This is a genomic window from Achromobacter sp. FW305-C-13, from assembly GCF_058783475.1.
Map to the genome: position 1 here is coordinate 381,683 of NZ_JBYSYN010000002.1, position 24,956 is coordinate 406,638.

Consider the following 24,956-nt stretch of genomic DNA (forward strand, 5'->3'; position numbering starts at 1 on the left):
ACGGCAGGCTGCCGGCCCGTCAGAGGCCGGTCTTGCACAAGGAGAAGACATGCTTTTCGAGGACATCGGGCAGACGACAGAAGCGCGCACGCTGGTGGTGGAAGACAGCGATTGGGCGCAGCTGACGCGCGCCGAGGCCATGCGGTTGACGACCTTGTTCCTGGCGGCGCGCCGCTTCGAGGAAAAGATCCTGCAACTGGACAAGCTGAACCTGGTGCACGGGCCGGCGCATTCCAGCATCGGCCAGGAAGGCGGCGCGGCGGGCTGCGTCGCGGCCCTGCCTATCGATACGCTGATGAACGGCACGCACCGCGCGCATCACCAATGCGTCGCCAAGGCGGTCAATGCGCTGTATGAAGACGGCTTCGACCCGGCCGCCAGCGGGCTCACCCCGCGCATGCGCCAGGAGATCCAGGGCCTGATGCACGAGATCCTGGGCTTGAAGGACGGCTGGACGGGCGGGCGTGGCGGTTCCATGCACCTGCGCCGCGCCGACCTGGGCATCATGGGCACCAATGCCATCGTCGCCGGCGGCATCCCCATCGCCTGCGGCCACGCGTTCGCGGAAAAGCAGCGCGGATCGGGCAAGTTGATGGTTACGTTCTTCGGCGACGGCGCGGTGCATCAGGGCGCCACGCACGAGGCCATGAACCTGGCGGCGCTGTACGGCCTGCCCATGATCTTCTTCCTGGAGAACAACAAGTACGCGGTGTCGATGAGCGTGGAGCAATCCACATTCCAGACCGAACTGCTGACGCGTCCGCAGGCGCATGGCATCGCAGCCGTCAAGGTAGACGGCATGAACCCCTTCGCCGTCTGGCTGGCCACGCGCTGGGCGCAGGCGCATATCGAACGCGAAGGGCGGCCGGCATTCATCCTGGCCGAGGTCTACCGCTACTACCACCAGAGCTCGTCGATTCCCGGCAGCGCCTTCGGTTACCGCACGCGCGACGAGGAGAACGCCTGGAAGGCGCGCGATCCCTGGCTGTTCCTGCAGCGTGAACTGACCGCGCGCGGCATTCTGGACGCTGACACCCTGGCCGCCATCGACGCCACCGTCACCGACGCCGTGGAAGCGGCCGCAGACTCCTGCGTGGAAGGCACGGGCTCCGCCACCCGTATCCGCGCCGCGCTGTGGCCGGCAGCCGCCAGCGTGGACGATCATTTGACCAGCGACATGCGCGAATTCGACGGCGCGCGCTTTGCCGAGGCGGAAGACTTCGATGTGGACGACATGGAAAGCCTGTCCTACATCGAAGCCATGTCGCGCACCATGGGCGCGCGCATGGCCGAAGACGATCGCATCTACGTGTTCGGCGAAGACGTGGCCAACATGGGCGGCGGCACGGTCGGCGCCACGCGCGGGTTGACGGACACCTACGCGGGCCGCCTGGTGAACACCCCGATCACTGAAAACGGCTTCTGCGGCCTGGCCACGGGCGCGGCGCTGTCGGGCCTGCGCCCGGTAGTGGAACTGATGTACAGCGACTTCTTCCTGGTGGCGGGCGACCAGCTGCTGAACCAGGCGGGAAAGATCCGCCACCTGTTCAACGGCACGGCCAACGTGCCGCTGGTGCTGCGTACGCGCATCCCGGGCGCGGAGGGCTACGGTTCGCAGCATTCCATGGACCCGGCCGGCGTGTTCGCGCTGTTTCCGGGCTGGCATATCGTGGCGCCATCCAACGCCTTCGACTATGTCGGCCTGATGAATTCCGCGCTGCGCTGCCAGGACCCGGTGCTGGTAATCGAGCCGCAGGAACTGCACAAGCGCAAGACGCTGGTGCCGAAAGACCTGGACTATTGCATTCCCATCGGCCGCGCCAAGCGCGTGCAGGAAGGCGACCAGATCACGCTGCTGGCCACGCTCAGCATGGTCGAGCGCTGCCGGCAGGTCGTGGACGAAACCGGCGTGCGCGCCGACATCATCGACCTGCGCACGCTGTCGCAGCGCGACATCGACTACGACACCATCGGGCGTTCGGTCATGAAGACGGGCCGGGTGGCGATCGTCGAACAGACGACGCGCGGCGCCAGCCTGGGCGCGCTGATCGCCGACGAGATCCAGCGCCGCTATTTCGACTATCTGGACCAGCCGGTGCAGCGCGTCACGGGCCGCTGGGCGCCGCCTACGGTGTCGCAGGCGCTGGAGCGCGCGGCGCTGGCGGACGAGGACGACCTGCGCACGCTGATCGCCGCCATGCGGCGCGACAGCGCCCTGGACCTCACACAAGGAAATGTCCGTGCCCTACGCGCTTGAAGGCAAAACCATCCTGATCACGGGTGCGGCCGGCGGCATCGGCAGCGAGACGGCACGCGTCTGCGCCGAACAGGGCGCTGCACTCGTGCTGGCCGACCGCGAAGCCCCTGAGGCCTTGGCCGAGGAATTGCGCGCGCAGGGATCGGCGGCACAGGCGATCGCGTTCGACGTGACCGATCGCGCCGCGGCGGAAGCCGCCGTCCAACGCCTCGACAGGCTGGATGCGCTGGTGGCCAACGCGGGCTATTGCCCCTGGGACGACTGGAACGCCGACGGCTGGGACGACGTGTTCCGGCAGGTCATCGACATCAACCTGCTTGGCGTCATGCACCTGACCCGCGCGGCGCTGGCCAAGATGGCGCCGCAGGGCAGCGGCCGCATGGTGCTGGTGTCGTCCGTGGCGGCGCGCATGGGCGGCCTGGCGGCCAGCCCCCACTATGTGGCGGCGAAAGGCGGCACGCACGCTTTCGTGAAATGGCTGGCGCGCAAGGGGGCGGAGTCGGGCATCACCGTCAACAGCGTGGCGCCGGGCGCGACCGCCACCGCCATGGTGCAGGGCGCCGCCCTGGATGCGAATAGAATTCCTCTGCGACGCATGGCCCAGCCCCGCGAGATCGCCTTGCCCATCGCCTTTTTATGTTCGGATGGCGCAAGCTACATTTGCGGCGCCACGCTGGATGTGAACGGTGGCGTCTACATGAATTAGGCGCAAGAACATGGACAACAGCATCCTGGAAGGCCTGCTCGACAAGCAGGAACGCGTGACCGTCGCGGACCAGATCTATCAACAGACGCGCCAGCTCCTGATGAGCGGCGCGGTGCCGCCCGGGGAAAAGATCACCTTACGCGGCCTGGCCGCCGCCTTGAACACCAGCCCGATGCCGGTGCGCGAAGCCGTGAACAAGCTGGTGGCCGAAGGCGCGCTGGAAATGCTGCCCAGCCGCGGCCTGCGCGTTCCGAAACCCAGCCTGCCGAAGTTTCGCGAGATCGTGCGCATCCGCTGCTGTCTGGAAGGTTTTGCCGCGGCCGAAGCCGTCAAAGTGATCAACGACGAGACCGTGGCGCGCATCGAACGCCACGCCCACGAGTTCGACAAGTTGGGGCACCAGCGCAAGATCGACACCTTGAAGACGATCGAAGCGAACCGGAACCTGCATTTCACGCTGTATGAAGCGGCGGCGATGCCGCTGCTGGTCACGATGATCGAGAACATCTGGCTGCAGATCGCGCCCCTGTTCTCGCTCAGCATGAGCAGCAAGGACCGGAAATCCGAAAGCTGGGAATCGTTCAGTCACCACGACGCGCTGCTGGCGGCGCTGCGGCGGCGCGACGCCGATGGCGCGCGCGACGCGGTGGTGGCGGACATTTCCGATGCGGCGGCTTACATCGAGAAGACGGGCAATTTGGCCATCACCTGAAGCGAGTGAGACATGGATATCGAAGTCGTGATGCCCGCGATCGGCGCGGGCACGACGCAGGGCAGGATTCTCCAGTGGTTGAAGCAGTCCGGCGACACCGTCAAGGTGGGCGATATCCTGGCCGAAATCGAAACGGACAAGGCGGTTATTGAGCTGGAGGCCGTGGACAGCGGCGTGCTGGACCGCATCCATGTCGAAGCGGGCGACACCGCCGTGCCGGTGGGCGACGTCATCGCGACCTTGCTGGCGGAGCAGGACGCGCGTCGCGAGGCGCCTGCCCCCATCGCTGAACCGACCGCGCCCGTGCTGGCCATGCCGGCGCCACCTGCGGCCAAACCAACGCAGGCAGTCATTGCGCCGCCTGCCACCGCCGTCGAACCGCCCGCGCACCGGCTCTTTGCCAGCCCCTCGGCGCGCCGGCTGGCCCGCATCATGGGCGTGGACCTGCATGCGCTGACCGGCAGCGGCCCGAACGGACGGATCGTGCGCGTAGACATCGAGCAGGCCGCGCAGGATCGTCCCGTGGCGGATGCCAGGCCGGCAGCCAAGGCGCCCGCCACAGCCCCAGGCAGGCTGACCCCGCACACCCCGATGCGCGCCACGATCGCGCGTCGGCTGGCGCAATCCAAACAGCAGATTCCCCACTTCTATCTGACCGTGGACTGCCGCATGGACGCGATGATGGCGGCGCGGCAGGCATTGAACGACAGCGCGCAGGCTAGCCCCGATCCCGTCCGCTATTCCCTGAATGACCTGTTGCTGCTGGCGGTCGCCCGCGCCGTGGCGCGCGTGCCCGAGATCAACGCGCAATGGACCGACGAGGGCGTGCTGCGCCATGAGCAGGTCGACCTGAGCGTCGCCGTGGCGCTGGAGACCGGCCTGATCACGCCGATCTTGCGCGATGCCGGCCGCATGGGGCTGCGCGAACTCTCGGCGCAGGTCCGGCAATTGGCGGATCAGGCGCGCAGTGGCCGGCTGCGGCCCGACCAATACGAAGGCGGCAGCCTGACGGTATCGAACCTGGGCATGCATGGCGTGAAGTCGTTCGCGGCGATCATCAATCCGCCGCAGTCAGCCATTCTGGCCGCGGGTGCCGTGACGCGCCAACCGGTGGTGGACGGCGACGCGCTGGCGATCGGCCACGTGATGAGCCTGACGCTGTCCGCCGATCACCGCGTGGTGGACGGCGCGCTGGGCGCGCGGTTCCTGAAGGAAGTCCGGCACTTCATGGAGCATCCCATCGAATTGATTCTCTAGCGGGTTGAGTGGAAAGGTTGTTCTAGGTGTCCACATCAGCAGCGCGCAGGGTGGACCGCGAACGGCGTACAGACCGATGGCGGCGGTAAGTCGAAGCACCATTACATAAAGTCTGGAGACAAAGCAATGAACAAGCAGAATCCGCTGACGCGCCTCGCGTTGGCTGCCGCCTTGGCAATGGCCGCGCAGGGCGCCTGGGCACAAAGCGAAATCAAGATTGGATACAACAGCGACATGTCCGCCAGCGGCTCGGCCGACTTCGGCGTGTCGGCCTTGTCGGGCGCGCGGCAGGCCGCCGAAGAGATCAACGCCGCCGGTGGCGTGCTGGGCAAAAAGCTCGTCATCGTGCCGCGCGATGACGTGGGATCCCCGCCCAAGTCCATTCAGAACGCCAACGAACTGGTGGACAACGAAAAGGTCGTCGCGATGCTGGGCGGCGTGAACTCGGGCAACATGCTGGCGTGGCTGCACATCGTTCAGCAGAAGAAGATCCCGACCATCTCGCCATCGGCGACCGCCACCGAGATCACCAACCGCTACAGCAAGGAACCCGCCAACTACATCTTCCGCGTGTCGATGCGGGACCTGGACCAGATCACGCTATTGGCGGCGTATGCGGCGCGCGCCACGCAGAACAAGAAGGTCGCCATCATCGCCGACACGACGGGCTATGGGCAGCAGGGCGCCAAGGACGCGGCGGCCGTGTTGCAGCTGCACGGCATCACGCCGGTGGCCAACGAGAAATTCGGTCCGAAGGATACGGACATGAGCTCGCAGCTGAACAAGATCAAGGCGTCGGGCGCCGACACACTGATCGTTTACGCGCTGGCGGATTCCAACGGCCATCTGATGCGCAGCCAGGAGAAGATCGGCTACTACCCGACCACACTCGGTTCCTGGTCGAACCTCAGCCCCCCGTTCCTGCGCATCGCGGGCCCGGAACTAGCGAAGAAGATGATTTTTTCGGCGTCCATTACGCAGGATTCCACGCCGCAGTCCAAGGCGCTGTACGACACCATCATGAAAAAGGAGGGCAAGCTGCCCACCTATGTGTTCGCCGCGCACGCGTATGACTCGGTGAAGATCCTGGCGGCGGCCATGACGCAGGCCAAGTCCACCGACGGCGAAAAGGTCCAGCAGGCGCTGGAGAACCTGGGCAAGGTCGACGGCGTGATCAAGAGTTATGCGCCGGCCTTCACCCGCGCCAACCACGAAGCGCTGTCGTACAAGGACTTCCGCCTGGTGCGCTGGATCGACGGCAAGGTGGTGTCGGTGGATGACGCCGTCACGCAGGCCATCAAGCCCGAAGACCTGAAGCAGTAAGCGGGCGCGCGGCCGGGCGGTTCAGGCCTGGCCGCGGCTCAGGTGGTTGACGAAGAGCTTGGCGGCGGTGGGCAGCGATTCGAACGAGCGCACGCAGATCTGGATCTTGCGGCGTGCCCACGGTTCGGCCAGCGGAATGATGCGCAGGTCGAACATGACCGAGTAGCGGCGCGCGATGTCCAGCGGCAGCACGCCGATGCCCAGCCCCGAGTTCACCATGAAGCACAGCGCGTCGAAGCCCGTGACCTGCACCTTGAGCCGGATGGTTCGCTTTTCGTCGCTGGCGGCACTGGACAGGATGCGGTTGATGGCGCTGCCGCGATGCAGGCCGATGAAGTCGTGTTCCAGCGCGTCGGCGAAGCGGAAGCCGGGCTTGTCGCGCAAGGGGTGGTCGGCGGGCACGACCAGCGCCAGCGTGTCTTCGCGGTAGGGGTGGATCTCGACGTCGTCGTCGGGCGCGTCGCCGGAAAAGATGCCGACGTCCGCCGCGTTCTCGGCCACCGACTTGATGATGGTGGACGTGATCTTCTCTTCCAGGTCCACCTGCACGTTGGGGTAGTCGTTCAGGAACAGCTTGATGTCTTGCGGCAGGAACTGCGTGATGGCGGAGATGTTGGCGTAGACGCGGATGAAGCCGCGCAGGCCGCGCGAGTAGTCGCGCATCTGCACGGCGATCTCGTCCAGCTCGTGCAGGGCGCGGCGCGCCATGGTGGACAGCGCAATGCCGGCCGGGGTGGGGCGGATGCCCTTGTTGGTGCGGATCAGCAGCCGGATCTTCAGGTTCTCTTCCAGCTCGCTGATGCGCTTGCTGATCGCGGCCGCGGCGATGTGCTCGTGTTCGGCCGCCGCCGCGATGGTGCCTTGTTCGACCACGCTGATGAAAAGCTTGAGGGAAGTGGGGTCTAAACGCATGGCGGCAGGCGAAGGCGGCAAGGGAACGGCCATTGTAGCGAGCCACCGGCTTGCCATCGCGTTTGGCGATGGCAGCATCGTTAATGACTGCTATTGGGGACGGCAAGCCCGTTGCTATTCTCCCCAAAAATAGCGACCGGCCCGCCTGTTTGAGCGGACGGCGCAAGAAGGATGGATGGAGCGCAAAGCAATGAATCTGCAGAATAGCCAGCTGCTGCGGCAGCAGGCGTACATCGGCGGCGCCTGGTGCGACGCCGACAACCGGGCCACCATCACGGTGCGCAATCCCTTCGACGCCAGCCCGCTGGGCACGGTCCCGAATCTGGGCCAGGCCGAAACCGCGCGTGCCATCGCGGCCGCCGATGCCGCGCTGCCGGCATGGCGGGCCAAGACAGGCAAGGAACGCGGGGCCATCCTGCGCCGCTGGCATGCCCTGATCGAGGCCAACAGCGACGACCTGGCGCTATTGCTGACGCTGGAGCAAGGCAAGCCGCTGGCCGAGGCCCGCGGCGAACTGAACTACGCGTTGTCGTTCGTGGAATGGTTTGCCGAGGAAGCCAAGCGCGTCTACGGCGACGTGCTGCCGCACACCCGCAGCGACCAGCGCATGCTGGCCATCCGCCAGCCGGTCGGCGTGTGCGCAGCCATCATCGCGTGGAATTTCCCGTCGGCGCTCGTCACGCGCAAGGTCAGCCCCGCGCTGGCCGCCGGTTGCACCGTCGTGCTCAAGCCCTCTGAATTGACGCCGTTCACCGCGCTGGCGCTGGCCTGGCTGGGCGAGCAGGCGGGCATCCCCCCTGGCGTACTGAACGTGGTCATCGGCGACCCGGCCCCCATCGGCACGGAACTGACGCAGAACCCCACGGTGCGCAAGCTGACGTTCACCGGCTCGACGCAGACGGGGCGCCTGCTGATGCAGCAAAGCGCCTCCAACATCAAGAAGCTGTCGCTGGAATTGGGCGGCAACGCGCCTTTCATCGTGTTCGAGGACGCTGACCTGGACGAGGCGGTGCAGGGGCTGGTGCTGTCCAAGTTCCGCAACGCCGGCCAGACCTGCGTATGCGCCAACCGCGTCTACGTGCACGCCAGCGTGGTAGACGCGTTCAACGCCAAGCTGCTGGCCGAGATCCGCCGCATGAAAGTGGGCGGCGGGCTGGAAGACGGCGTGACGCAAGGCCCGCTGATCGACCAGCGCGCAGTCGACAAGGTGACGCGCCTGGTGGCCGACGCCACCGCGCATGGCGCCACGCTGCTGGCGGGCGGCAAGCTGCGCCAGGCCGGCACCCTGCTGTATGAACCGACGCTGCTGACGGGCATCACGGATGCCATGGAACTGGCGCACGAAGAGATCTTCGGACCCGTGGTGGGCATCAGCACCTTCGACTCTGAAGCCGCCGTGCTGGCGCGCGCCAACGACAGCGCTTCCGGCTTGGCCGCCTATTTCTACACGGCCAACCTGGAACGCGTCTGGCGCATGATGGAAGGGCTGGAATACGGCATCGTAGGGGTCAACACCGGCGCGGTCTCCAACGAGGTCGGCCCGTTCGGCGGCATCAAGGAATCGGGCGTGGGCCGCGAAGGCTCGAAGTACGGCATCGAAGAGTTCCTCGAAATCAAGTACGTGTGCCTGGCCGGCAAGTCGTTCAACGCGCCGCGCTAACCCTTCCGGAACCCTGACATGAGCCAAGCCCAGCAAGCGTCCCTGCGGGACGCCGACTCGTTCGATTATGTGATCGTCGGTTCCGGCGCGGCCGGATCCATCCTGGCCAACCGCCTGTCGGCCGACGGCGCGACCGTTTGCGTGCTGGAGGCGGGCCCGCCGGACAATAGCCCGTTCCTGCACATTCCGGCCGGCTTCATCAAGGCGGTATTCAACAAGAAATACGCCTGGCAGTTCTCAAGCGAAGGCACGGCGCAGACCAACGGGCGGCGCGTGCCGATTCCGCAGGGCCGCACGCTGGGCGGCTCCACGTCCATCAACGGCCTGGTCTACAACCGCGGCCAAGCGGCCGACTTCGACCATTGGGCAAGCCTCGGCAACCCCGGCTGGGCGTATGCGGACGTGCTGCCGTACTTCAAGTCGATGGAGCGCCGGGTAGGCGGCGACGACCGCTATCGCGGCCGCCAGGGCGAACTGCCCGTCACCGACATCGACTGGATTCATCCGCTGTGCGAGGCCTTCATTGCCGGCGCGGTAGAGCAAGGCCTTCCGCGCAATCCCGATTACAACGGCGCCGACCAGGCGGGCGTGGGCTACTTCCAGCGCACCATCAGCAACGGCTGGCGTATGAGCACGGCGAAGTGCTTCCTGAAGCCTGCGATGGCGCGCAAGAATTTGGACGTGCGCACCTATGCGCAGGCTACCCGCGTGCTGTTCGACGGCGCCCGGGCCGTGGGCGTGGCTTATTGCCATCCCGCGCATCCTGCCCGGGTGCGTGCGGTGCGCGCCAAGCGCGAGGTCATCGTGGCCTGCGGCGCGATCAACACGCCCAAGCTGCTGCAATTGTCCGGCCTGGGGCCGGCCGAGCTGCTGCGTGAGCACGGCATCCCGGTCGTATGCGATCTTCCCGGCGTGGGCGAGAACCTGAGCGACCACTATTCCGTGCGCATCGTGGCGCGCGTGAAGAACAGCCAGACCATGAATGAACTGGTCAAAGGCCTGAACCTGGCCGGCCAGATCAGCCGCTGGCTGTTCAAGCGGCCCAGCATCATGGCGCTTAGCCCGTCGCTGCTGCACTATTTCTGGAAATCGCGGCCGGAACTGACCGCGCCCGACCTGCAGGGCGTGTTCACGCCCGCCAGCTACAAGGAAGGCTACGTCGGGGTGCTGGACGACTTTCCCGGCATGACGGCGGGCGTCTGGCAGCACCGCCCGGACAGCCGCGGGCAGGTCCGCATCCGTTCGGCCGATCCGCTGCAGGACCCGGTGATCCTGGCCAACTACCTGGCGGACGAACGCGATCAGCAGACGCTGGTGCGCGGCATTCGCCTGGCCCGCCGGCTGTTGCAGTCGCAGGCACTGGCGCCGTACTTCGACAGCGAGGCGCTGCCTGGCCCCCTGTGCGAATCGGATTCCGAACTGCTGGATTTCGCGCGCCGTTTCGGCGTGTCGTCCTATCACGTCAACGGCACGGCCCGCATGGGTCCGGCGGGCGACAAGTACGCCGTGGTGGATGCGCAGCTGCGCGTGCACGGTGTAGAGAACCTGCGCGTGATCGATTCGTCGGTCATGCCCGCCATGCCGTCGGCGAACATTTGCGCCGCCACGATGATGATCGGCAACAAGGCGGCCGACCTGATCAGGAATTCCTGAAAACCCAAGATGCGGTCACTCGAGTGACCCGTTAGGAGACAACGTGTACACCAAGCATTTCCCCAAGATCATGAAGACCTTGCTGCTCTCGGCGGCGCTTGCGGGCGCCAGCGGCGCTGCGCTTGCCGACGACATCAAGATCGGTTTCAACAGCGACATGTCGGCCACCGGCTCGGCGGACTTCGGCATTTCGGCCCTGGCCGGCGCGCGCCAGGCCGCGGATGACCTGAACGCCGCAGGCGGCGTGCTGGGCAAGAAGGTCGTCATCGTCGAACGCGATGACGTCGGCGCCCCGCCCAAGGCGATCCAGAACACCAACGAACTGGTCGACAACGTCAAGGTCAACGCCATGCTGGGCGGCGTGAACTCCGGCAACATGCTGGCCTGGTTGCACATCGTGCAGCAGAAGAAGATCCCGACGATCTCGCCGGTGGCGACCGCCACCGACATCACCGGGCGTTACGCCAAGTCGCCGCCGAACTACGTGTTCCGCGTGTCCATGCGCGACCGCGACCAGATCGCGCTGCTGGCTGCCTATGCGGCGCGCGCCAGCAAGTCGGGCAAGGTGGCGATCATCGCCGACACCACCGGCTACGGCCAGCAAGGCGCCAAGGATGCGCTGGAGATCCTGGCACTGCACAAGATCACCCCGGTCGCCAACGAGAAGTTCGGTCCCAAGGACACGGACATGAGCTCGCAGCTGAACAAGATCAAGGCGTCGGGCGCGGACACGCTGATCGTCTATGCGCTGGCCGACTCCAACGCGCACGTCATGCGCAGCCTGGAGAAGATCAATTACTTCCCGACGACGCTCGCGTCCTGGGCCAACCTGAGCTCACCGTTCCTGCGTATCGCGGGCCCGGAGCTGGCCGGCAAGATGATCTTCACCGCGTCAATTACCGAAGACTCGTCGAAGGAATCCAAGGCGCTGTACGACACGCTGATGAAGCGCGACGGCCGCGTGCCGACGTACGTGATGGCCGCGCAGGCCTATGACTCGGTCAAGCTGATCGCCGCCGCCATGGAGCAGGCCAAGTCCACGGACGGCGCCGCCGTGCAGGCCGCCCTGGAGCAACTGTCGCAGGCGCAAGGCGTCATCAAGGCCTACCAGAAGCCGTTCTCGGCAGACAACCACGAAGCCCTGTCGGTCAAGGACTTCCGCCTGGTGCGCTGGATCGACGGCAAGGTCGTGACGGTTGACGACGACGTCACCCGCGCCATCAAGCCCGAAGACCTGAAGCTGTAAACGGCAGGAAAGCGGTACATCAAGGATCTCTCCCCCGCGGCGGCAGCGCTGCGGGGGAGTCGTCAAAAGGGGGCCTTCAGCATGCAAATACTACAAGCCATATTGAGTGGATTGGCCATGGGCAGCGTCTATGCCCTGGTCGCGTTCGGTTTCAGCATCACCTACACCACGACCAAGACGTTCAACTTCGGCCAGGGCGCGTTCCTGGCCCTGGCCAGCCTGATCGGCATCAGCGCGATCCTGCTGGTCACGCAGGGCAAGCTGATCGGCTTTCCCAGCCCCGAGGACGTGACCTGGGGATCGTTCCTGTTCGCGCTGCTGGCGGCCATGCTGGTCCTGGGCCTGCTGGGATTCGTGCTGTACATCACCGCCATCAAGCACTTCGTGGGCGAAGCGGGGCTGTCATGGGTGATGAGCACCATCGGCTTTGGCATCATCATCCAGAACCTGGCGCTGCTGATCTGGGGCCCGGCCCCGATCGCGGTGGCCTCGCCGCTGGGTGAAGGCATCATCACGATCTTCGGCACCGGCGTGCGTCCCCAGGAGATCCTGGTGTTCTGCACCACGCTCGTCCTGATGATCGTGTTCGACTGGGCGCTGCACAAGACCAAGATGGGCAAGGCGGTGCGCGCGGTGGCGTTCAGCAAGTCCACCGCCAGCCTGATGGGCATCAATGCCAACGCGGTGGCGGTGGCGGTGTTCGTCATCAGCTCGGCGCTGGCCGCAATCGCCGGCGTGATGATCGCGCCGATCGCAACCGCCTCCGTGTTCGTGGGCACGCTGCTGTCGCTCAAGGCGTTTTCCGCCGCCATCCTGGGTGGGCTGGAGAACCCGCGCGGCTGCATCTTCGGCGGCTTCCTGATCGGGCTGCTGGAATCGCTGATCGGCCTTTGGTATTCGAACCTGCGCGAGATCGCCGTGTTCGCGCTGATCATCGTCGTGCTGTATTTCCGCCCGGCCGGCATCCTGGGCCGCGTGCACGCGGAGAAGGTGTGAACATGTCCAAACTCCTCATTCCGCTCGTCATCGCCGCCCTGGCCGTGGGTTTCGCCTATTCGGGGTTGAACGATTTCTACCTGCTGATCCTGTTCAACATCGGGGTCTATTACATCGCCGCCACCGGCTTCAACATCCTGGTCGGCCAGACCGGGCAGAAGTCGCTGGGCCACGCCGGCCTGTTCGGCGTGGGCGCCTACACCGTGGCGCTGCTGACGGTGAACTACCAGGTCAATCCGTGGCTGGCGCTGCTGTGCGCGGCGGGCGTGTCCGCCGTCTTCGGCGTGGCGATCGCCATCCCGGCGCTGAAGGTCAAAGGGCCCAGCCTGGCCATGGTCACCATCGCCTTCGGCCTGCTGATCGAAAAGATCGTGTCCGAATGGACCGACGTGTTCAAGGGCCAGGAAGGCTTCTACGGCATCACCGGCCTGACCTTCAACGGCGCCACGCTGGACAGCCGCCAGTGGGTGGTCGTGGTGGTGCTGGTGGGGCTGGCGTTGCATGCGATGACGTCGCTGTTGCTGAACGGTCGCTTCGGCCGCGGCTTCGCTGCTGTGCGCACCTCTGAAATCGCCGCGGAAAGCGTGGGCATCAGCGTCTACCGCTTCAAGATCCTGGCGTTTGCAATCAGCGCCATCACCTGCGGCATCGCGGGCGGGCTGGTCGCGCAGCAGAACCAGTACATCAACTCGGACTTCGTCAATTTCAACCTGTCGGTGTTCTTCCTGGTGCTGGTGCTGTTCGGCGGCCGCACCCCGGTCGGCTCGTTCCTGGGCGCGGTGGTGCTGACCGTGCTGGACGCCATGCTGGCGCGCTGGCCCGAAGTGCAGCATTTCGCCTATGGCCTGATCCTGCTGTTTGCGCTGTACGCCATGCCCGAAGGCCTGGCCGGTTTGCTGCGCCGTGTCTTGCCGCAGCGCGGGCAGCGCGACGCCCTGGCACGCAGCACGAACGCGGCCGAATGGACGCCCAAGCGCACCGCGCCGCCCGCCAAGCCTGGCCAAGGCCGGGCCGCGCCGGAGTTCCTGGAAGTGAAGGACCTGTACAAGGCCTTCGGCGGCGTGGTTCCCACCAACAAGGTGTCGTTCTCGCTGGCGCAAGGCTCGATCGTGTCGCTGATCGGGCCCAACGGCGCGGGCAAGACCACGACCCTGAACCTGTTGTCCGGGCTGGTTGCGCCGGACGCGGGCAGCATCCGCTTCAAGAACAAGCAGATGGTGGGCCTGTCCGCCAACGAGATCGCGGCCTCCGGCATCGGCCGCACGTTCCAGAACCTGAAGCTGTTCGACGGCCTGACCGCGCTTGAAAACGTGATGGTGGGGTTCTATCGGGTGCAGAAGTCCGGCTTCTTCTCGAACCTGCTGGGGTTGCCGGCCAGCCTGGCCGAAGAACGGCGCATGCGCCAGGAGGCATTCGCCATCCTGAAGTTTTTCGACCTGGACCGCTACGCGGACGATGCCGCCAACAGCTTGCCCTACGGCTTGCAGCGCCGGCTGGAGATCGCCCGCGCGGTGGCCGCCATGCCCGACCTGCTGCTGCTGGACGAACCCGCGGCGGGCCTGAACCCGGCCGAGACCGACCAGCTGACCGATCTGATCGTCAAGCTCAAGGGCATGGGCCTGACCATTCTGCTGATCGAACACCACATGGATCTGGTTATGGCCATTTCGGACCACATCGTCGTGCTGGACTATGGCGTGAAGATCGCCTCCGGCCTGCCGAACCACATCCAGGAGAACCCGAAAGTGATCGAAGCCTACCTGGGCGCGCCCGCATAGGAGACCACCATGAGCCGATTACTGGATATCAAAGACCTGGCGGTCAGCTACGGCGCCGTCAACGCATTGAAGCGGGTGTCGCTGCATGTGGACACGAACGAGATCGTGACCATCATCGGCGGCAACGGCGCGGGCAAGAGCACGATGATGCGCGCGCTGTCGGGCATCGAGAAGTCCACGGGGTCCATCGCGTTCGCCGGGCAGGACCTGGGTGGCGTCAGTGCGCACAAGCGCGTGGGGCTGGGCATCGCCCACGTGCCGGAAGGCCGCCAGGTGTTCCCGGACCAGACCGTGTTCGACAACCTGATGCTGGGCGCCTTCCTGCGCAAGGAGCCGCCCGCGGAACTGGCCGCCGAGATCGAGCGTTGCTTTGCCATGTTCCCGCGCCTGAAAGAGCGCCGGGATCAGTACGCGGGCACGCTGTCGGGCGGCGAACAGCAGATGCTGGCCATCTGCCGCGCGCTGATGAGCAAGCCGCGCATCCTGATGCTGGACGAACCGTCGCTGGGCCTGGCGCCGCTGATCGTGGCGGAGATCTTCAAGATCATCAAGTCGCTGAAGGAACGCGGCATGACGATCCTGCTGGTCGAGCAGATGGCCAATCAGGCGCTGGCGATTTCGGACCGCGCCTATGTGCTGGAGGTGGGCTCCATCGTGATGGAGGGCACCGGCCAGGAATTGTTGGCCAGCGAGCGCGTGCGCGAGGCCTATCTGGGAAAACACAAGAGCTGACGAGGCAATCATGTCATCCAAACCATTGAGCGGGATCCGTGTGCTGGAGTTGGGCCAGCTGATCGCTGGGCCGTTCGCCGCCAAGATGCTGGGCGAATTCGGCGCCGAGGTGATCAAGATCGAGCCGCCCGGCAAGGGCGACCCCCTGCGCAACTGGCGCCTGATCCACGACGGCACGTCCGTCTGGTGGCAGGTGCAGTCGCGCAACAAGAAATCGGTCAGCCTGGACCTGCGCCAGCCCGAGGCGCAGGACCTGATTCGCGCGCTGGTCAAGGACATCGACGTCGTGGTCGAGAACTTCAAGCCGGGCACGATGGAAGGCTGGGGCCTGGGCTGGGAAGACCTGCGCGCCATCAATCCGGGGCTGGTGATGCTGCGCGTGTCCGGTTATGGCCAGACGGGTCCGTACCGCGACCTGCCCGGCTTCGGCGCCATCGGCGAAGCCATGGGCGGCCTGCGCCACCTGAGCGGCGAGCCGGACCGCACCCCCGTGCGCGTGGGCATTTCCATCGGTGATTCGCTGTCCGCGCTGCATGGCGTGATCGGCATCCTGCTGGCGCTGCGTGCGCGCGACCAGAACGGCCAGGGTCAGATGATCGACGTGGCGCTGTATGAATCCGTCTTCAACATGATGGAGAGCCTGTTGCCGGAATACGCCGTGTTCGGCGAAGTGCGCCAGCCGGCGGGCAGCAGCCTGCCGGGCATCGCGCCCAGCAATGCGTACCGCTGCCAGGACAACAAGTACGTACTGGTGGCCGGCAACGGCGACAGCATCTTCAAGCGCCTGATGGGCGTGATTGGCCGCCCGGACCTGGCCGATGCGCCGGAACTGGCCAACAACGCCGGCCGCGTGAAGCACGTGGTGATGCTGGACGACGCCATTTCGCAGTGGACGGGCCAGCACCCGCTGGACGAGGTCCTCGTCCGTCTGAACGAAGGACAGATACCGGCCGGCAAGATCTACGACGTGGCCGATATCGCCACCGATCCGCACTACCAGGCGCGCGGCATGATCCTGGACTGCGCGCTGCCCGATGGCACGCCGATCAAGCTGCCGGGCATCGTGCCCAAGCTGTCGGAGACGCCGGGCGAGGTGCGTAGCGCCGCGCCCGCCCTGGGCCAGGACACGGACGACGTGCTGGCCGGCCTGGGCATCGACGAGGCGAAGCGCGCCGACTGGCGCGCGCGCGGCATCATCTGAAAGGGACAGCCATGAACGAACCGAGCGCAACCCGCAAGAAGCTGTACATCCAGGACGTGGCGCCCCGGGACGGCTTCCAGAACGAAAAGCAGTTCATCGAGACGCAGGACAAGATCGACTTCATCAACGCGTTGTCCCAAAGCGGATTCGCCAAGATCGAGGCCACGTCCTTCACTTCGCCCAAGGCCATTCCGGCACTGCGCGACGCCGAAGCCGTGATGCACCAGATCGAGCGCAATCCGGACGTGGTCTACACGGTGCTGGTGCCCAACGTGCGCGGCGCGCAACGGGCGCTGGAGTGCAACGTGGATGAGGTCAACCTGGTGATGTCGGTGAGCGAGACCCACAACCGCGCCAACCTGCGCATGACGCGCGAGCAGTCGTTCGAGCAGCTGAGCGACGTGGTCAGCGTGGTGCGTGGCAGCCGCGTCGCGGTCAACGTGTCGCTGTCGACGGTTTTCGGCTGCCCGATGGAAGGCGACATCAACGCCTTCGACGTGCTGGAACTGGTGGGGCGCTTCGCCGCGCTGGGCGTGGATGGCATCACCCTGTGCGACACGACCGGCATGGCCTATCCCACGCAGGTGGGCAAGATCAGCCGCGAGGTCCGCCGGCTGTTTCCGGACCTGACCACGACCCTGCACTTTCACAACACACGCGGCATGGCGCTGGCCAACACGCTGGCGGCGCTGGAAGCGGGCATCGACCGCTTCGACGCGTCGCTGGGCGGACTGGGCGGATGCCCGTATGCGCCGGGTGCCAGCGGCAACGTCTGCACGGAAGAACTGGTGCACATGCTGGAACTGATGGGCTACGACACGGGCGTGGACCTGACCCGAATTTTGGGCATCGCGGCGACCTTGCCCGCGCTGGTCGGGCACGACATCCCCAGCCAGATCCTGAAGGCGGGGCCGCGCCTGACGCTGCATCCGGCGCCCGACTTCGGCGGGTAGCCCCGGCGGGGCGGCGGTGTGCTAAGTTGCCGGGAATGCCGCCCGGCCCGGAGCCCGCCATGCTGAAATTCGCCGCCAACCTGTCGATGATGTACACGGAACATGCGTTCCTGGACCGCTACGCCGCAGCAGCGGCGGATGGTTTTCTGGGCGTGGAATGCATGTTCCCGTACGAAGCGCCCGCGGCCTTCGTGCGCGAACGCATGGATGCGGCCGGCGTGTCGCAAGTGCTGTTCAACGCGCCGCCCGGCGTGGTCGGCCAGGGCGAGCGCGGGCTGGCCGCCTTGCCCGGCCGGCAAGCAGAATTCCAGGCGGGGATCGAACAGGCGCTGTCCTACGCGACGGCGTTGTCCTGCTCGAATGTCCACGTGATGGCGGGCCTGGCGCCGGCCGACGTGCCGCGCGAGGCCCTGCTGGATTGCTACCGCGAGAACCTGGACTGGGCCGCGCGCCAGGCCCGTTCGGCGGGCGTCACGGTGCTGATCGAACCCATCAATACGCGCGACATCCCCGGCTATATCCTGAACCGCCAGGACGACGCGCATGCGATCGTGCAGGCCGTCAATGCGCCCAACCTGAAGGTGCAGATGGACCTGTACCATTGCCAGATTGTCGAAGGCGACGTCACCGCCAAGCTGCGCGAGTTCCTGCCGACCGGACGTGTGGGGCACCTGCAGATCGCCGGCGTGCCATTGCGTCACGAACCGGACCGCGGCGAACTGGATTACGGGTGGGTGTTTGGCGTGCTGCGCGAGCTGGACTACCGGGGATGGATCGGCTGCGAATACCGGCCGGCAGGCGACACCTCCGCAGGCCTGCGCTGGCTGTCCCCCGCACGCGGTTGATGGACGCGAACACTTCAGGAGACCAGGTCATGAGTACAAGCACCATCCGCCGCGCCTTGCTGGGGGCGGCGCTGTCGGCCGCCGCCGCATTTTCCGCCAGTGCGCCCGCCGCGGAATATCCGGACCATCCGATCCGCTGGCTGGTGCCATTCAGCCCCGGCGGCGGCAGCGACCTGGCGACCCGCATCGTCGCCAAGCACGTGGGCGACACGCTGGGCCAGACGGTGGTGGTGGAAAATCGCCCCGGCGCCGCCACTATCGTCGCCGCGCAGGAAACGGCCCGCGCCGCGCCGGACGGCTATACGCTGATGACGGCAGGCATGAGCACCCTGGCGCTGAACCCGTCGTTGTACAAGAACCTGCCTTACGAGCCGTTCCGCAATCTGTCGATGGTGTCCACGCTGGTGAACCTGCCTATCGTCCTGGTGGCGTCGCCGGCATCCGACCTGACCACCATGACTGACGTCTTGATGTATCTGCGCAGTGGCAAGCAGGCCAGCTACGCTTCGCTGGGCGTGGGCAGTCCGCACCATCTGGCCATGGAACTGTTTCTGCAGACCTTCGGTGGGCAGGCCACGGCCATCCCGTACAAGGGCACGCCGCCCGCCCTGCAGGACGTGGCCTCGGGGGTTGTGCCCCTGATGATGGCCGACCTGGCCGCCGCGCGGCCGTTGATCCAGGCGGGCAAGCTGCGCGCCATCGCCGTACCGGCCGCGCAACGGTCGGCGCTGCTGCCCGACGTGCCAACCTTCGGGGAGGCCGGCGCCTATCCCCTGGAAGCCGCGGCGTGGCAAGGCGTGGTGGCCCCGGCCAGGACGCCCAAGCCTATCGTGGAAAAGCTGAGCCGCGCCATCGTGGCGGCATTGCAGTCGCCCGACGTGATCAAGCAACTGACCTTGCAAGGCATGGAACCCGCCGGCAGCACGCCGGACGCGTTCTTTGCCTATGCGAGCGAGGAACGCGACCGCTGGGGCGCGGTGATCCGCCACAAGGGCATATCAGCCGACTGACGGCGCACGCCTTAGTCGGGGGCGGGCACCTGGGCCTTGCGGCTGCGTTGCGCGGTTGCCGCGCAACCGGCCGACGCCAGGATGATCCCGCAGATGGCCAGCCATTGCGTCTGGGTCAGGTGTTCGTTCAGCACGATCACCCCAGCCAGCGCGCCCATCGCGGGCTCCATGCTGAGCAGCACGCCAAAGGTCTTTTGCGGGAGCCGCCGCAGCGCCACCATTTCCAGCGAATACGGCAAGGCGCTGGACAGGATGCCGACTCCGATGCCGGCCAGGATCAGCTTGGGGTCCAGCAGGGCCATGCCCGCATGGGCGGCGCCCACCGGCAGCGCCACCATCGTGGCGGCCAGCAGGCCCAGCGACGTCGCCTGGCCGCCATGCACGTTGCCGGCCATCTTGCCGAAGATGATGTAGAGCGCCCAGCAGACCGCGGCAGCCAGCGCGTAGGCGATGCCCGTCGGGTCAAGGTCATGGATGGATTGGCCGGTGGGGATCAGCAGCACGAGTCCGGCCAGCGCACAAGCGATCCAGACAAAGTCGATCGCGCGCCGTGACAGCACCACCGCCAAGGTCAGCGGCCCGGTGAATTCGATGGCGATCGCCACGCCCAACGGCAGCGTGCGCAGCGCCATGTAGAACAGCAGGTTCATGCACGCCAGCGTGACGCCGTACAGGGCGATCTTGGCCGCGTTCTTTTTGGTCAGCGGAAAGCGCCACGGCCGCCAGAACGCGATCAGGATGATGGCGCCGATGACGATGCGGTAAGCGGTCGTGCCCTGCGCGCCCACTTCGGGAAACAGCGACTTGGCGAACGAGGTGCCAATGCACAGCGAGGCCATGGCGCCGATCAGCGACAGGGTGGGAAGCAGGGTGGAGGCCGAGGCGTTCTGCCCGGTGTTCAAGGTGGCGGCGGTCATGGTGGCGGGGTGAAGCTCAAAGCGTTGGGGCGGTGCGCAAAATCAAAAAGGGCCTGGGTCCAGCCCTCACGGGCCTGGATTCACGGCGGTGGAGTAAAGCACATACAGGGCCAGGCCGACCATGATGGCGCCCAGCAGGCCTTGCTGCATCCGCAGGAACCACGGATTGCGCCCGACCCAGCCGCGGATACGCGACGCGCCGAACGCGAAGCAGCTGCCATAGGGCAGGCTCAGCACCTTCATCGTGATGCCCAGCACCAGCATCTGGACCCACACGGGCCCGTTGTCCGGCGTGGTGAACTGCGGCAGGAAGGCGATCATGAACAGCAGCACCTTCGGGTTCAGCAGATTCGTCATGAAGCCCTGCCAGAAGGCGTCGCGGGCGTCGCCCGGCCGAGCGCTCAGCGACACCTCGGCCGATTGCGCGCAGCGGATGATCGCCTTGATGCCCAGGTAACCCAGGTACAGACCGCCCGCCGCCTTGATGCCCACGAACAGCGCCGGGAGGGCCCGCAGCACGGAGGCCAGGCCCAACACCACGGCCGGCACCTGGATGAAGCCGGCCGCCACATTGCCCAGCACGCTGTGGAAGGCGGGGCGGAACCCCTGCGTCATGCCCCGTGACAGCGTCAGCGCCATGTCGGGGCCGGGCGTGAGCTTGAGCGCCGCATCGGCGGCAAGGAAAAGCAGGAAAAGCTGGAGTGAGGGCATTGCGGGATACGGCTGGAAATCCCGCGTGGCGGGTGGCAGGCTCCCAGTGTAAGCAAGCCGCCTGAATATTTCCTTCGTCCGCAGGGCCGGAAATGAAGTTTCCCGTCGAAATGGGGCCGGATTCCGTCGCGGGCAGGATTAGAATCTGGCGGGTAGCCCTATCCGCCCAGATACCACGCGTTCCGAGCCCCCATGGAACTAGACGATTTCGACCTTCAGATCCTGCAAAGCCTGCAGGAAGACAACCAGCGCACCAGCCAGGACGTCGCCGAGCGCGTGAACCTGTCGCCCGTGTCCTGCCTGCGCCGCATGAAGCGCCTGCGCGAAGCCGGCGTGGTCACGGCCGACGTGTCGGTGGTGGATCCCGCCGCCGTGGGGCGGGGGATCATGATGGTGGTGCTGGTGTCGCTGGAGAGCGAGCGCGCCGACAAGCTGGACCAGTTCAAGCGCGCGATGTCGGGCGCACCCGAGATCATGCAGTGTCTGTCGGTCACGGGCGAGGTCGATTTCGTGCTGACCCTGACCATGTCCGACATGGCCGAATACGAGGTCTTCGCCCAGCGCCACTTCTGGGGCAACCCCAACGTCAAGCGCTTCTCCACCCTGGTGGTCATGAACCGGGTGAAGCACGGGCTGACGGTGCCGATGCCTACATCGGCTTGAGCCCCAGCGCGTCGATCATCTGCCGGTACTTGGCGACCTGCGCCACCGCGTAGGCGTCGGCATCCTGCTGGCTCATCGGCCGCAACAGCAGCCGTCCTTCGGCTTCCATCCGCTCGCGCAGGTCGGGCTGCTCCAACGCGTACCCCACCGCGCGGCGCAAAGTGTCCACGGCTGGCGCCGGCGTATCCTGCCGCACGTAGTAGCCACCCGCGATCGTGTAGACGAAGTCCGGGATGGTCTTGCTTTGCGAGATCAGCGGCAGCTTGGCCAGCGGCGGGGGCAAGGTGTCGGAAAAGCTGGTCAGGATCTTTATCTGTTGCTGCGCCGCCATGCCTTCCATCGCCTGCTGATAGGGCAGGACGGCGAAATCGACCTGGCGGCCGATCAGGTCCTGCAAGGCGGGCGCCGCGCCGCGATAGGGCACGTGCAGGAATTCCGCACCTACGCGCCGGCCCAGGTACTCGGTCATGATGTGGTACAGGGAACCCACCCCGACGCTGCCGAAGGTCAGGGGCTTGGCGCCCGGCCGCTTGGCGTAGGCGATGAAGTCATCGACGGTCGATACGGGTAAGTCAGCGCGCGCCAACAGCACGATGGTGGCTTCGCTGATGGGCTGGGTCAGGCGGAAGTCTTCGGGCTTGTAGCGGGCCGCCGTGTTCAGGAACGGGCTCAGGATGACTTCGTTGGCCGACCCATGCAGGAAGGTGTAGCCGTCGGGGGCGCTGGTCAGCACGCGGCGCGCGCCCAGCATGCCCGCGCCACCGCCTACGTTCTCGACGACGACCTGCTGCTTGAGCGCATGGGCGATGTGCACGCCGAACTGCCGCGCCGAGGCATCGCTGGCGCCGCCGGCCGGATACGGCACGATCAGGCTCAAGGGCTTGTCGCCGGGGTAGTCCGCGGCCTGCGCCAGCGGGGCGGCAGCGCAGGCCGCCAGGCAAATGGCGGCCGCCCGGGCCGGTAGGTTCCAACGCATGCTGCTTCTCCCTTGTCATTGCTGTTGTCGAGGCAGCCGGGTTCCCGGACTGCTTCACGCAGTCTAGGCAGCGGCGTTTGCCCGCATCAATGTCGGGCGGCCGGTCGGATCATTGTGAATTCCGCAACGATGCGCTGCCGGCCTGGGGGGTGGCCTGCATCAGTGCGGAAGGTTCAGGCGAGGACGGCTCAGGCGCGCCGGGGCTCCAGGGCGGGAAACGTCTTCAGGATGTGGCGCAGCATGCTGGCGGTTGCGGGCGGCAGGTGCCGGCCCGCCAGGCTGATGACGTGCGTGCGGCTGTTGTTCAGGATGGGATTGGCCAGCGGCAGCGACACCATCTGGCGGAACTGCGCGCCTTTGAGCGGCATGGACAGCGGGTTCACGACATAACCCAGCCCCTGGCTGGCGAACTCCCACAGGATCTTGAACGAATTGGTCAGCAAGGCAGGTTTGAGCTTGACGTTTTCGTCCAGCTCCGCCGCCTGGATGTGCTGGCGCACGCCGAACGATTCGTCCATCGCGGCCCAGCCGTGCGGCGCCAGGTCCGCCAGCCGCAAGGCCCGGCGCGTGCGCGCCAGCGGGTGGTCCTTGTGCACATGCACGCGCATCGGCGCGGCGCGGGAATAGTGCGACCGCAGCCGCATATCGTTGGGCGGCTGGAAGGCCAGGGCGATCTGCGCGCGTTCCTCCACGATGCAGCGCACGGTTTCGTTGGTGCCGGCCACATGGATGCTGTAGGTGATGTCGGGATGCTCGCGCACGAACGAAAGTAGGACGGGTTCCCACAGCATGTCGACGAACCCTTCGCCCAACGCCAGCTCGACGTGGCCGCGGGTGGCGCTTTTCAGGTTGTTGACCTCGGCCTGGAAGGACTCATTCAAGTCCTGCTGCCGCCGCGCGAACAGCGCCACCAGGCGCCCCGCATCGGTCGGCACGACGCCGCGTCCGCGGCGTTCCAGCAAGGTCAGCCCCGTGTCCGCCTCCAGCCGGGCGATGGCGCGGCTGATGGCCGACGGATCGGTATTCAGCTGGTCGGCCGCGGCGCGCAGCGTGCCGGTCTCGATGACTTGCAGCAGACACAGCGTCCGCTTGAACTCCAGGACATCATCCATCAGGGCTTCCTTGCCGCGGTCTTGGCGTGGGGTTGGATCGTTGCAAAAACCGCATCGATAAGACTTGATCATTGCTATCGGCTTTGTACCCGCGCCTGTCTATAGTCGGTAGCCGTATTTCCCCCAAGCCGCCTTACGGAGACTCCGCCCCATGGCCATCGTCCAATCGCCCGTCAGCCCCGACCTGCTGCATCAAATGCGCGAATGGCGCCGCGATCTGCACGCGCATCCTGAAACCGCCTTCTGTGAATTCCGCACGGCTGACCTGGTGGCCCGGGAGCTCGAACGGGCCGGCGCTGTCGTTCACCGCGGATTGGGCCAGACCGGCGTGGTGGGCACGATGACGCGAGGCGAGGGGCCAGTGATCGGCCTGCGCGCCGACATGGACGCGCTGGACATGCAAGAGCTGGGTGACGCCTCCCACCGTTCGACCATCGCCGGCAAGATGCATGGCTGCGGCCACGACGGCCATACCGCCATGCTGCTGGGCGCGGCACATCATCTGGCCGGCGACCCCGGCTGGCGGGGCACGCTGCATTTCATTTTCCAGCCTGCGGAAGAGCACGCGGGCGGCGGATTGGCGATGGTGCGGGACGGCCTGTTCACGCAGTTTCCCTGCGACGCCGTCTTCGCGCTGCACAATTCGCCCAATCTGCCCTTCGGGACGGTGGCAACCCGCGTGGGCACCGTGATGGCTAACTGCGACACCTACGAGATCACCGTGACGGGCAAGGGGTGCCACGCAGCCCAGCCCGAACATGGCGTCGACCCCATCGTGGCGGCGGCGCAGGTGGTCACCGCCATGCAGACCATCGTCAGCCGCAACGTCAAGCCCACCGACGCGCTGGCATTGAGCCTCACGCAGATTCACGCGGGCGACACGTGGAACGTCGTGCCCAACAGCGTGCTGCTGCGCGGCAGCTGCCGGACGTTGACGGCCGCCACGCGCGACCTGGCCGAACGCCGGCTGCGCGAGGTGTGCGCCGGCGTGGCCATGACCTCCGGCACCACGATCGACGTGCAGGTGTTCCGCGGCTATCCCGCATGCGTCAACACCGAGGCCGAAGTGCGCTTGGCCGCCCGGGCGGCGGCGCGCGTGGTGGGCGCGGAACAGGTGGACACGGCCTGCACGCCGCGGATGGGGTCGGAGGATTTCGCCTATATGCTGGAGCAGCGCCCCGGCGCGTATGTGTTCGTGGGGGCGGCCCGCCCGGGGCAGGACAATCCGCCTGTGCACAACCCGTACTACGATTTCAACGACGACATCCTGCCCCTGGGCGCGCACTATTGGGTGGAACTGGTGAAGGAAGCGATGCCGGCATAAGCCGCGGCGCCA

At 66.3% G+C, this 24,956-nt stretch carries 22 protein-coding genes; 17 read left to right on the top strand and 5 right to left on the bottom strand.

Annotated elements, in window-relative coordinates:
• Positions 1-49 precede the first annotated feature (49 nt).
• From AC3WMU_RS13325 to AC3WMU_RS13345, 5 genes are all read left to right on the top strand, one after another.
• Positions 50-2,257 carry an alpha-ketoacid dehydrogenase subunit alpha/beta gene (locus AC3WMU_RS13325; RefSeq protein WP_492282469.1) on the top strand — a complete coding sequence of 736 codons (2,208 nt, stop codon included), beginning with the start codon at positions 50-52 and terminating at the stop codon, positions 2,255-2,257.
• Positions 2,235-2,963 carry an SDR family NAD(P)-dependent oxidoreductase gene (locus AC3WMU_RS13330; RefSeq protein WP_234704851.1) on the top strand — a complete coding sequence of 243 codons (729 nt, stop codon included), beginning with the start codon at positions 2,235-2,237 and terminating at the stop codon, positions 2,961-2,963. The genes AC3WMU_RS13325 and AC3WMU_RS13330 overlap by 23 nt, the downstream gene beginning before the upstream one ends.
• A gap of 10 nt (positions 2,964-2,973) precedes the next feature.
• Positions 2,974-3,675 (top strand): GntR family transcriptional regulator, encoded by a 702-nt coding sequence (locus AC3WMU_RS13335; protein ID WP_006227105.1) that lies wholly within the window; start codon positions 2,974-2,976, stop codon positions 3,673-3,675.
• 12 nt (positions 3,676-3,687) lie between these two features.
• Entirely contained in the window at positions 3,688-4,932 is a 1,245-nt protein-coding gene (locus AC3WMU_RS13340) for a dihydrolipoamide acetyltransferase family protein (protein WP_492282470.1), read from the top strand.
• Between the two features lie 126 nt (positions 4,933-5,058).
• On the top strand, positions 5,059-6,255 hold the full coding sequence (locus AC3WMU_RS13345; protein WP_280029204.1) for an ABC transporter substrate-binding protein: 1,197 nt from the start codon (positions 5,059-5,061) through the stop codon (positions 6,253-6,255).
• Between the two features lie 21 nt (positions 6,256-6,276).
• Here AC3WMU_RS13345 and AC3WMU_RS13350 read toward each other — a convergent pair whose 3' ends face one another.
• Positions 6,277-7,167: a LysR family transcriptional regulator gene (locus AC3WMU_RS13350; protein ID WP_492282810.1), complete on the bottom strand. Its 891-nt coding sequence runs from the start codon at positions 7,165-7,167 to the stop codon at positions 6,277-6,279.
• Between the two features lie 190 nt (positions 7,168-7,357).
• On the opposite strand from AC3WMU_RS13350, the gene AC3WMU_RS13355 reads away from it, so the two are divergent.
• From AC3WMU_RS13355 to AC3WMU_RS13400, 10 genes are all read left to right on the top strand, one after another.
• Positions 7,358-8,827, top strand: a complete 1,470-nt coding sequence (locus AC3WMU_RS13355) for an NAD-dependent succinate-semialdehyde dehydrogenase (RefSeq protein ID WP_492282471.1) — start codon at positions 7,358-7,360, stop codon at positions 8,825-8,827.
• An 18-nt stretch (positions 8,828-8,845) separates the two neighbouring features.
• Positions 8,846-10,480, top strand: coding sequence for a GMC family oxidoreductase (locus AC3WMU_RS13360; RefSeq protein ID WP_088588859.1), 1,635 nt, complete (start codon positions 8,846-8,848; stop codon positions 10,478-10,480).
• A 43-nt stretch (positions 10,481-10,523) separates the two neighbouring features.
• The gene (locus AC3WMU_RS13365; RefSeq protein WP_280029207.1) at positions 10,524-11,726 is read left to right on the top strand and encodes an ABC transporter substrate-binding protein; all 1,203 of its coding nucleotides are present in this window, start codon (positions 10,524-10,526) and stop codon (positions 11,724-11,726) included.
• A gap of 81 nt (positions 11,727-11,807) precedes the next feature.
• Positions 11,808-12,722, top strand: coding sequence for a branched-chain amino acid ABC transporter permease (locus AC3WMU_RS13370; RefSeq protein WP_088588861.1), 915 nt, complete (start codon positions 11,808-11,810; stop codon positions 12,720-12,722).
• Positions 12,719-14,500, top strand: a complete 1,782-nt coding sequence (locus tag AC3WMU_RS13375; RefSeq protein WP_006227113.1) for a branched-chain amino acid ABC transporter ATP-binding protein/permease — start codon at positions 12,719-12,721, stop codon at positions 14,498-14,500. The genes AC3WMU_RS13370 and AC3WMU_RS13375 overlap by 4 nt, the downstream gene beginning before the upstream one ends.
• A gap of 9 nt (positions 14,501-14,509) precedes the next feature.
• Positions 14,510-15,232: an ABC transporter ATP-binding protein gene (locus tag AC3WMU_RS13380; protein ID WP_280029210.1), complete on the top strand. Its 723-nt coding sequence runs from the start codon at positions 14,510-14,512 to the stop codon at positions 15,230-15,232.
• A gap of 10 nt (positions 15,233-15,242) precedes the next feature.
• Positions 15,243-16,433, top strand: a complete 1,191-nt coding sequence (locus AC3WMU_RS13385) for a CaiB/BaiF CoA transferase family protein (RefSeq protein ID WP_492282472.1) — start codon at positions 15,243-15,245, stop codon at positions 16,431-16,433.
• Between the two features lie 11 nt (positions 16,434-16,444).
• Positions 16,445-17,386, top strand: coding sequence for a hydroxymethylglutaryl-CoA lyase (locus tag AC3WMU_RS13390; RefSeq protein WP_315139848.1), 942 nt, complete (start codon positions 16,445-16,447; stop codon positions 17,384-17,386).
• A 59-nt stretch (positions 17,387-17,445) separates the two neighbouring features.
• Positions 17,446-18,231: a 2-oxo-tetronate isomerase gene (gene otnI / locus AC3WMU_RS13395; RefSeq protein WP_492282473.1), complete on the top strand. Its 786-nt coding sequence runs from the start codon at positions 17,446-17,448 to the stop codon at positions 18,229-18,231.
• A 29-nt stretch (positions 18,232-18,260) separates the two neighbouring features.
• The gene (locus AC3WMU_RS13400) at positions 18,261-19,241 is read left to right on the top strand and encodes a Bug family tripartite tricarboxylate transporter substrate binding protein (RefSeq protein ID WP_492282474.1); all 981 of its coding nucleotides are present in this window, start codon (positions 18,261-18,263) and stop codon (positions 19,239-19,241) included.
• An 11-nt stretch (positions 19,242-19,252) separates the two neighbouring features.
• Here AC3WMU_RS13400 and AC3WMU_RS13405 read toward each other — a convergent pair whose 3' ends face one another.
• On the bottom strand, positions 19,253-20,158 hold the full coding sequence (locus tag AC3WMU_RS13405) for an EamA family transporter (protein ID WP_488704347.1): 906 nt from the start codon (positions 20,156-20,158) through the stop codon (positions 19,253-19,255).
• Between the two features lie 66 nt (positions 20,159-20,224).
• Positions 20,225-20,869 carry a LysE family translocator gene (locus AC3WMU_RS13410; protein WP_492282475.1) on the bottom strand — a complete coding sequence of 215 codons (645 nt, stop codon included), beginning with the start codon at positions 20,867-20,869 and terminating at the stop codon, positions 20,225-20,227.
• A 192-nt stretch (positions 20,870-21,061) separates the two neighbouring features.
• On the opposite strand from AC3WMU_RS13410, the gene AC3WMU_RS13415 reads away from it, so the two are divergent.
• A complete protein-coding gene (locus tag AC3WMU_RS13415; RefSeq protein ID WP_006227121.1) occupies positions 21,062-21,532 on the top strand; it encodes an Lrp/AsnC family transcriptional regulator in 471 nt (156 codons plus the stop codon).
• Here AC3WMU_RS13415 and AC3WMU_RS13420 read toward each other — a convergent pair.
• On the bottom strand, positions 21,519-22,508 hold the full coding sequence (locus tag AC3WMU_RS13420) for a Bug family tripartite tricarboxylate transporter substrate binding protein (RefSeq protein ID WP_492282476.1): 990 nt from the start codon (positions 22,506-22,508) through the stop codon (positions 21,519-21,521). The two genes, AC3WMU_RS13415 and AC3WMU_RS13420, sit on opposite strands and share 14 nt — an antisense overlap.
• A 188-nt stretch (positions 22,509-22,696) precedes the next feature.
• Positions 22,697-23,620: a LysR family transcriptional regulator gene (locus AC3WMU_RS13425; RefSeq protein WP_006227123.1), complete on the bottom strand. Its 924-nt coding sequence runs from the start codon at positions 23,618-23,620 to the stop codon at positions 22,697-22,699.
• A gap of 151 nt (positions 23,621-23,771) precedes the next feature.
• On the opposite strand from AC3WMU_RS13425, the gene AC3WMU_RS13430 reads away from it, so the two are divergent.
• The gene (locus tag AC3WMU_RS13430) at positions 23,772-24,944 is read left to right on the top strand and encodes a M20 aminoacylase family protein (RefSeq protein ID WP_492282477.1); all 1,173 of its coding nucleotides are present in this window, start codon (positions 23,772-23,774) and stop codon (positions 24,942-24,944) included.
• Positions 24,945-24,956 lie beyond the last annotated feature (12 nt).

What these genes read in the sequence shown, in the direction of transcription:
- AC3WMU_RS13415 (WP_006227121.1), top strand. Translation starts at nt 21,062, where the DNA reads ATGGAACTAGACGATTTCGACCTTCAGATCCTGCAAAGCCTGCAGGAA.
- AC3WMU_RS13335 (WP_006227105.1), top strand. Translation starts at nt 2,974, where the DNA reads ATGGACAACAGCATCCTGGAAGGCCTGCTCGACAAGCAGGAACGCGTG.
- AC3WMU_RS13390 (WP_315139848.1), top strand. Translation starts at nt 16,445, where the DNA reads ATGAACGAACCGAGCGCAACCCGCAAGAAGCTGTACATCCAGGACGTG.
- AC3WMU_RS13360 (WP_088588859.1), top strand. Translation starts at nt 8,846, where the DNA reads ATGAGCCAAGCCCAGCAAGCGTCCCTGCGGGACGCCGACTCGTTCGAT.
- AC3WMU_RS13425 (WP_006227123.1), bottom strand. Translation starts at nt 23,620, where the DNA reads ATGGATGATGTCCTGGAGTTCAAGCGGACGCTGTGTCTGCTGCAAGTC.
- AC3WMU_RS13345 (WP_280029204.1), top strand. Translation starts at nt 5,059, where the DNA reads ATGAACAAGCAGAATCCGCTGACGCGCCTCGCGTTGGCTGCCGCCTTG.
- AC3WMU_RS13340 (WP_492282470.1), top strand. Translation starts at nt 3,688, where the DNA reads ATGGATATCGAAGTCGTGATGCCCGCGATCGGCGCGGGCACGACGCAG.
- AC3WMU_RS13350 (WP_492282810.1), bottom strand. Translation starts at nt 7,167, where the DNA reads ATGCGTTTAGACCCCACTTCCCTCAAGCTTTTCATCAGCGTGGTCGAA.
- AC3WMU_RS13400 (WP_492282474.1), top strand. Translation starts at nt 18,261, where the DNA reads ATGAGTACAAGCACCATCCGCCGCGCCTTGCTGGGGGCGGCGCTGTCG.
- AC3WMU_RS13410 (WP_492282475.1), bottom strand. Translation starts at nt 20,869, where the DNA reads ATGCCCTCACTCCAGCTTTTCCTGCTTTTCCTTGCCGCCGATGCGGCG.
- AC3WMU_RS13430 (WP_492282477.1), top strand. Translation starts at nt 23,772, where the DNA reads ATGGCCATCGTCCAATCGCCCGTCAGCCCCGACCTGCTGCATCAAATG.
- AC3WMU_RS13385 (WP_492282472.1), top strand. Translation starts at nt 15,243, where the DNA reads ATGTCATCCAAACCATTGAGCGGGATCCGTGTGCTGGAGTTGGGCCAG.
- otnI (WP_492282473.1), top strand. Translation starts at nt 17,446, where the DNA reads ATGCTGAAATTCGCCGCCAACCTGTCGATGATGTACACGGAACATGCG.
- AC3WMU_RS13325 (WP_492282469.1), top strand. Translation starts at nt 50, where the DNA reads ATGCTTTTCGAGGACATCGGGCAGACGACAGAAGCGCGCACGCTGGTG.
- AC3WMU_RS13355 (WP_492282471.1), top strand. Translation starts at nt 7,358, where the DNA reads ATGAATCTGCAGAATAGCCAGCTGCTGCGGCAGCAGGCGTACATCGGC.
- AC3WMU_RS13380 (WP_280029210.1), top strand. Translation starts at nt 14,510, where the DNA reads ATGAGCCGATTACTGGATATCAAAGACCTGGCGGTCAGCTACGGCGCC.
- AC3WMU_RS13370 (WP_088588861.1), top strand. Translation starts at nt 11,808, where the DNA reads ATGCAAATACTACAAGCCATATTGAGTGGATTGGCCATGGGCAGCGTC.
- AC3WMU_RS13330 (WP_234704851.1), top strand. Translation starts at nt 2,235, where the DNA reads ATGTCCGTGCCCTACGCGCTTGAAGGCAAAACCATCCTGATCACGGGT.
- AC3WMU_RS13420 (WP_492282476.1), bottom strand. Translation starts at nt 22,508, where the DNA reads ATGCGTTGGAACCTACCGGCCCGGGCGGCCGCCATTTGCCTGGCGGCC.
- AC3WMU_RS13405 (WP_488704347.1), bottom strand. Translation starts at nt 20,158, where the DNA reads ATGACCGCCGCCACCTTGAACACCGGGCAGAACGCCTCGGCCTCCACC.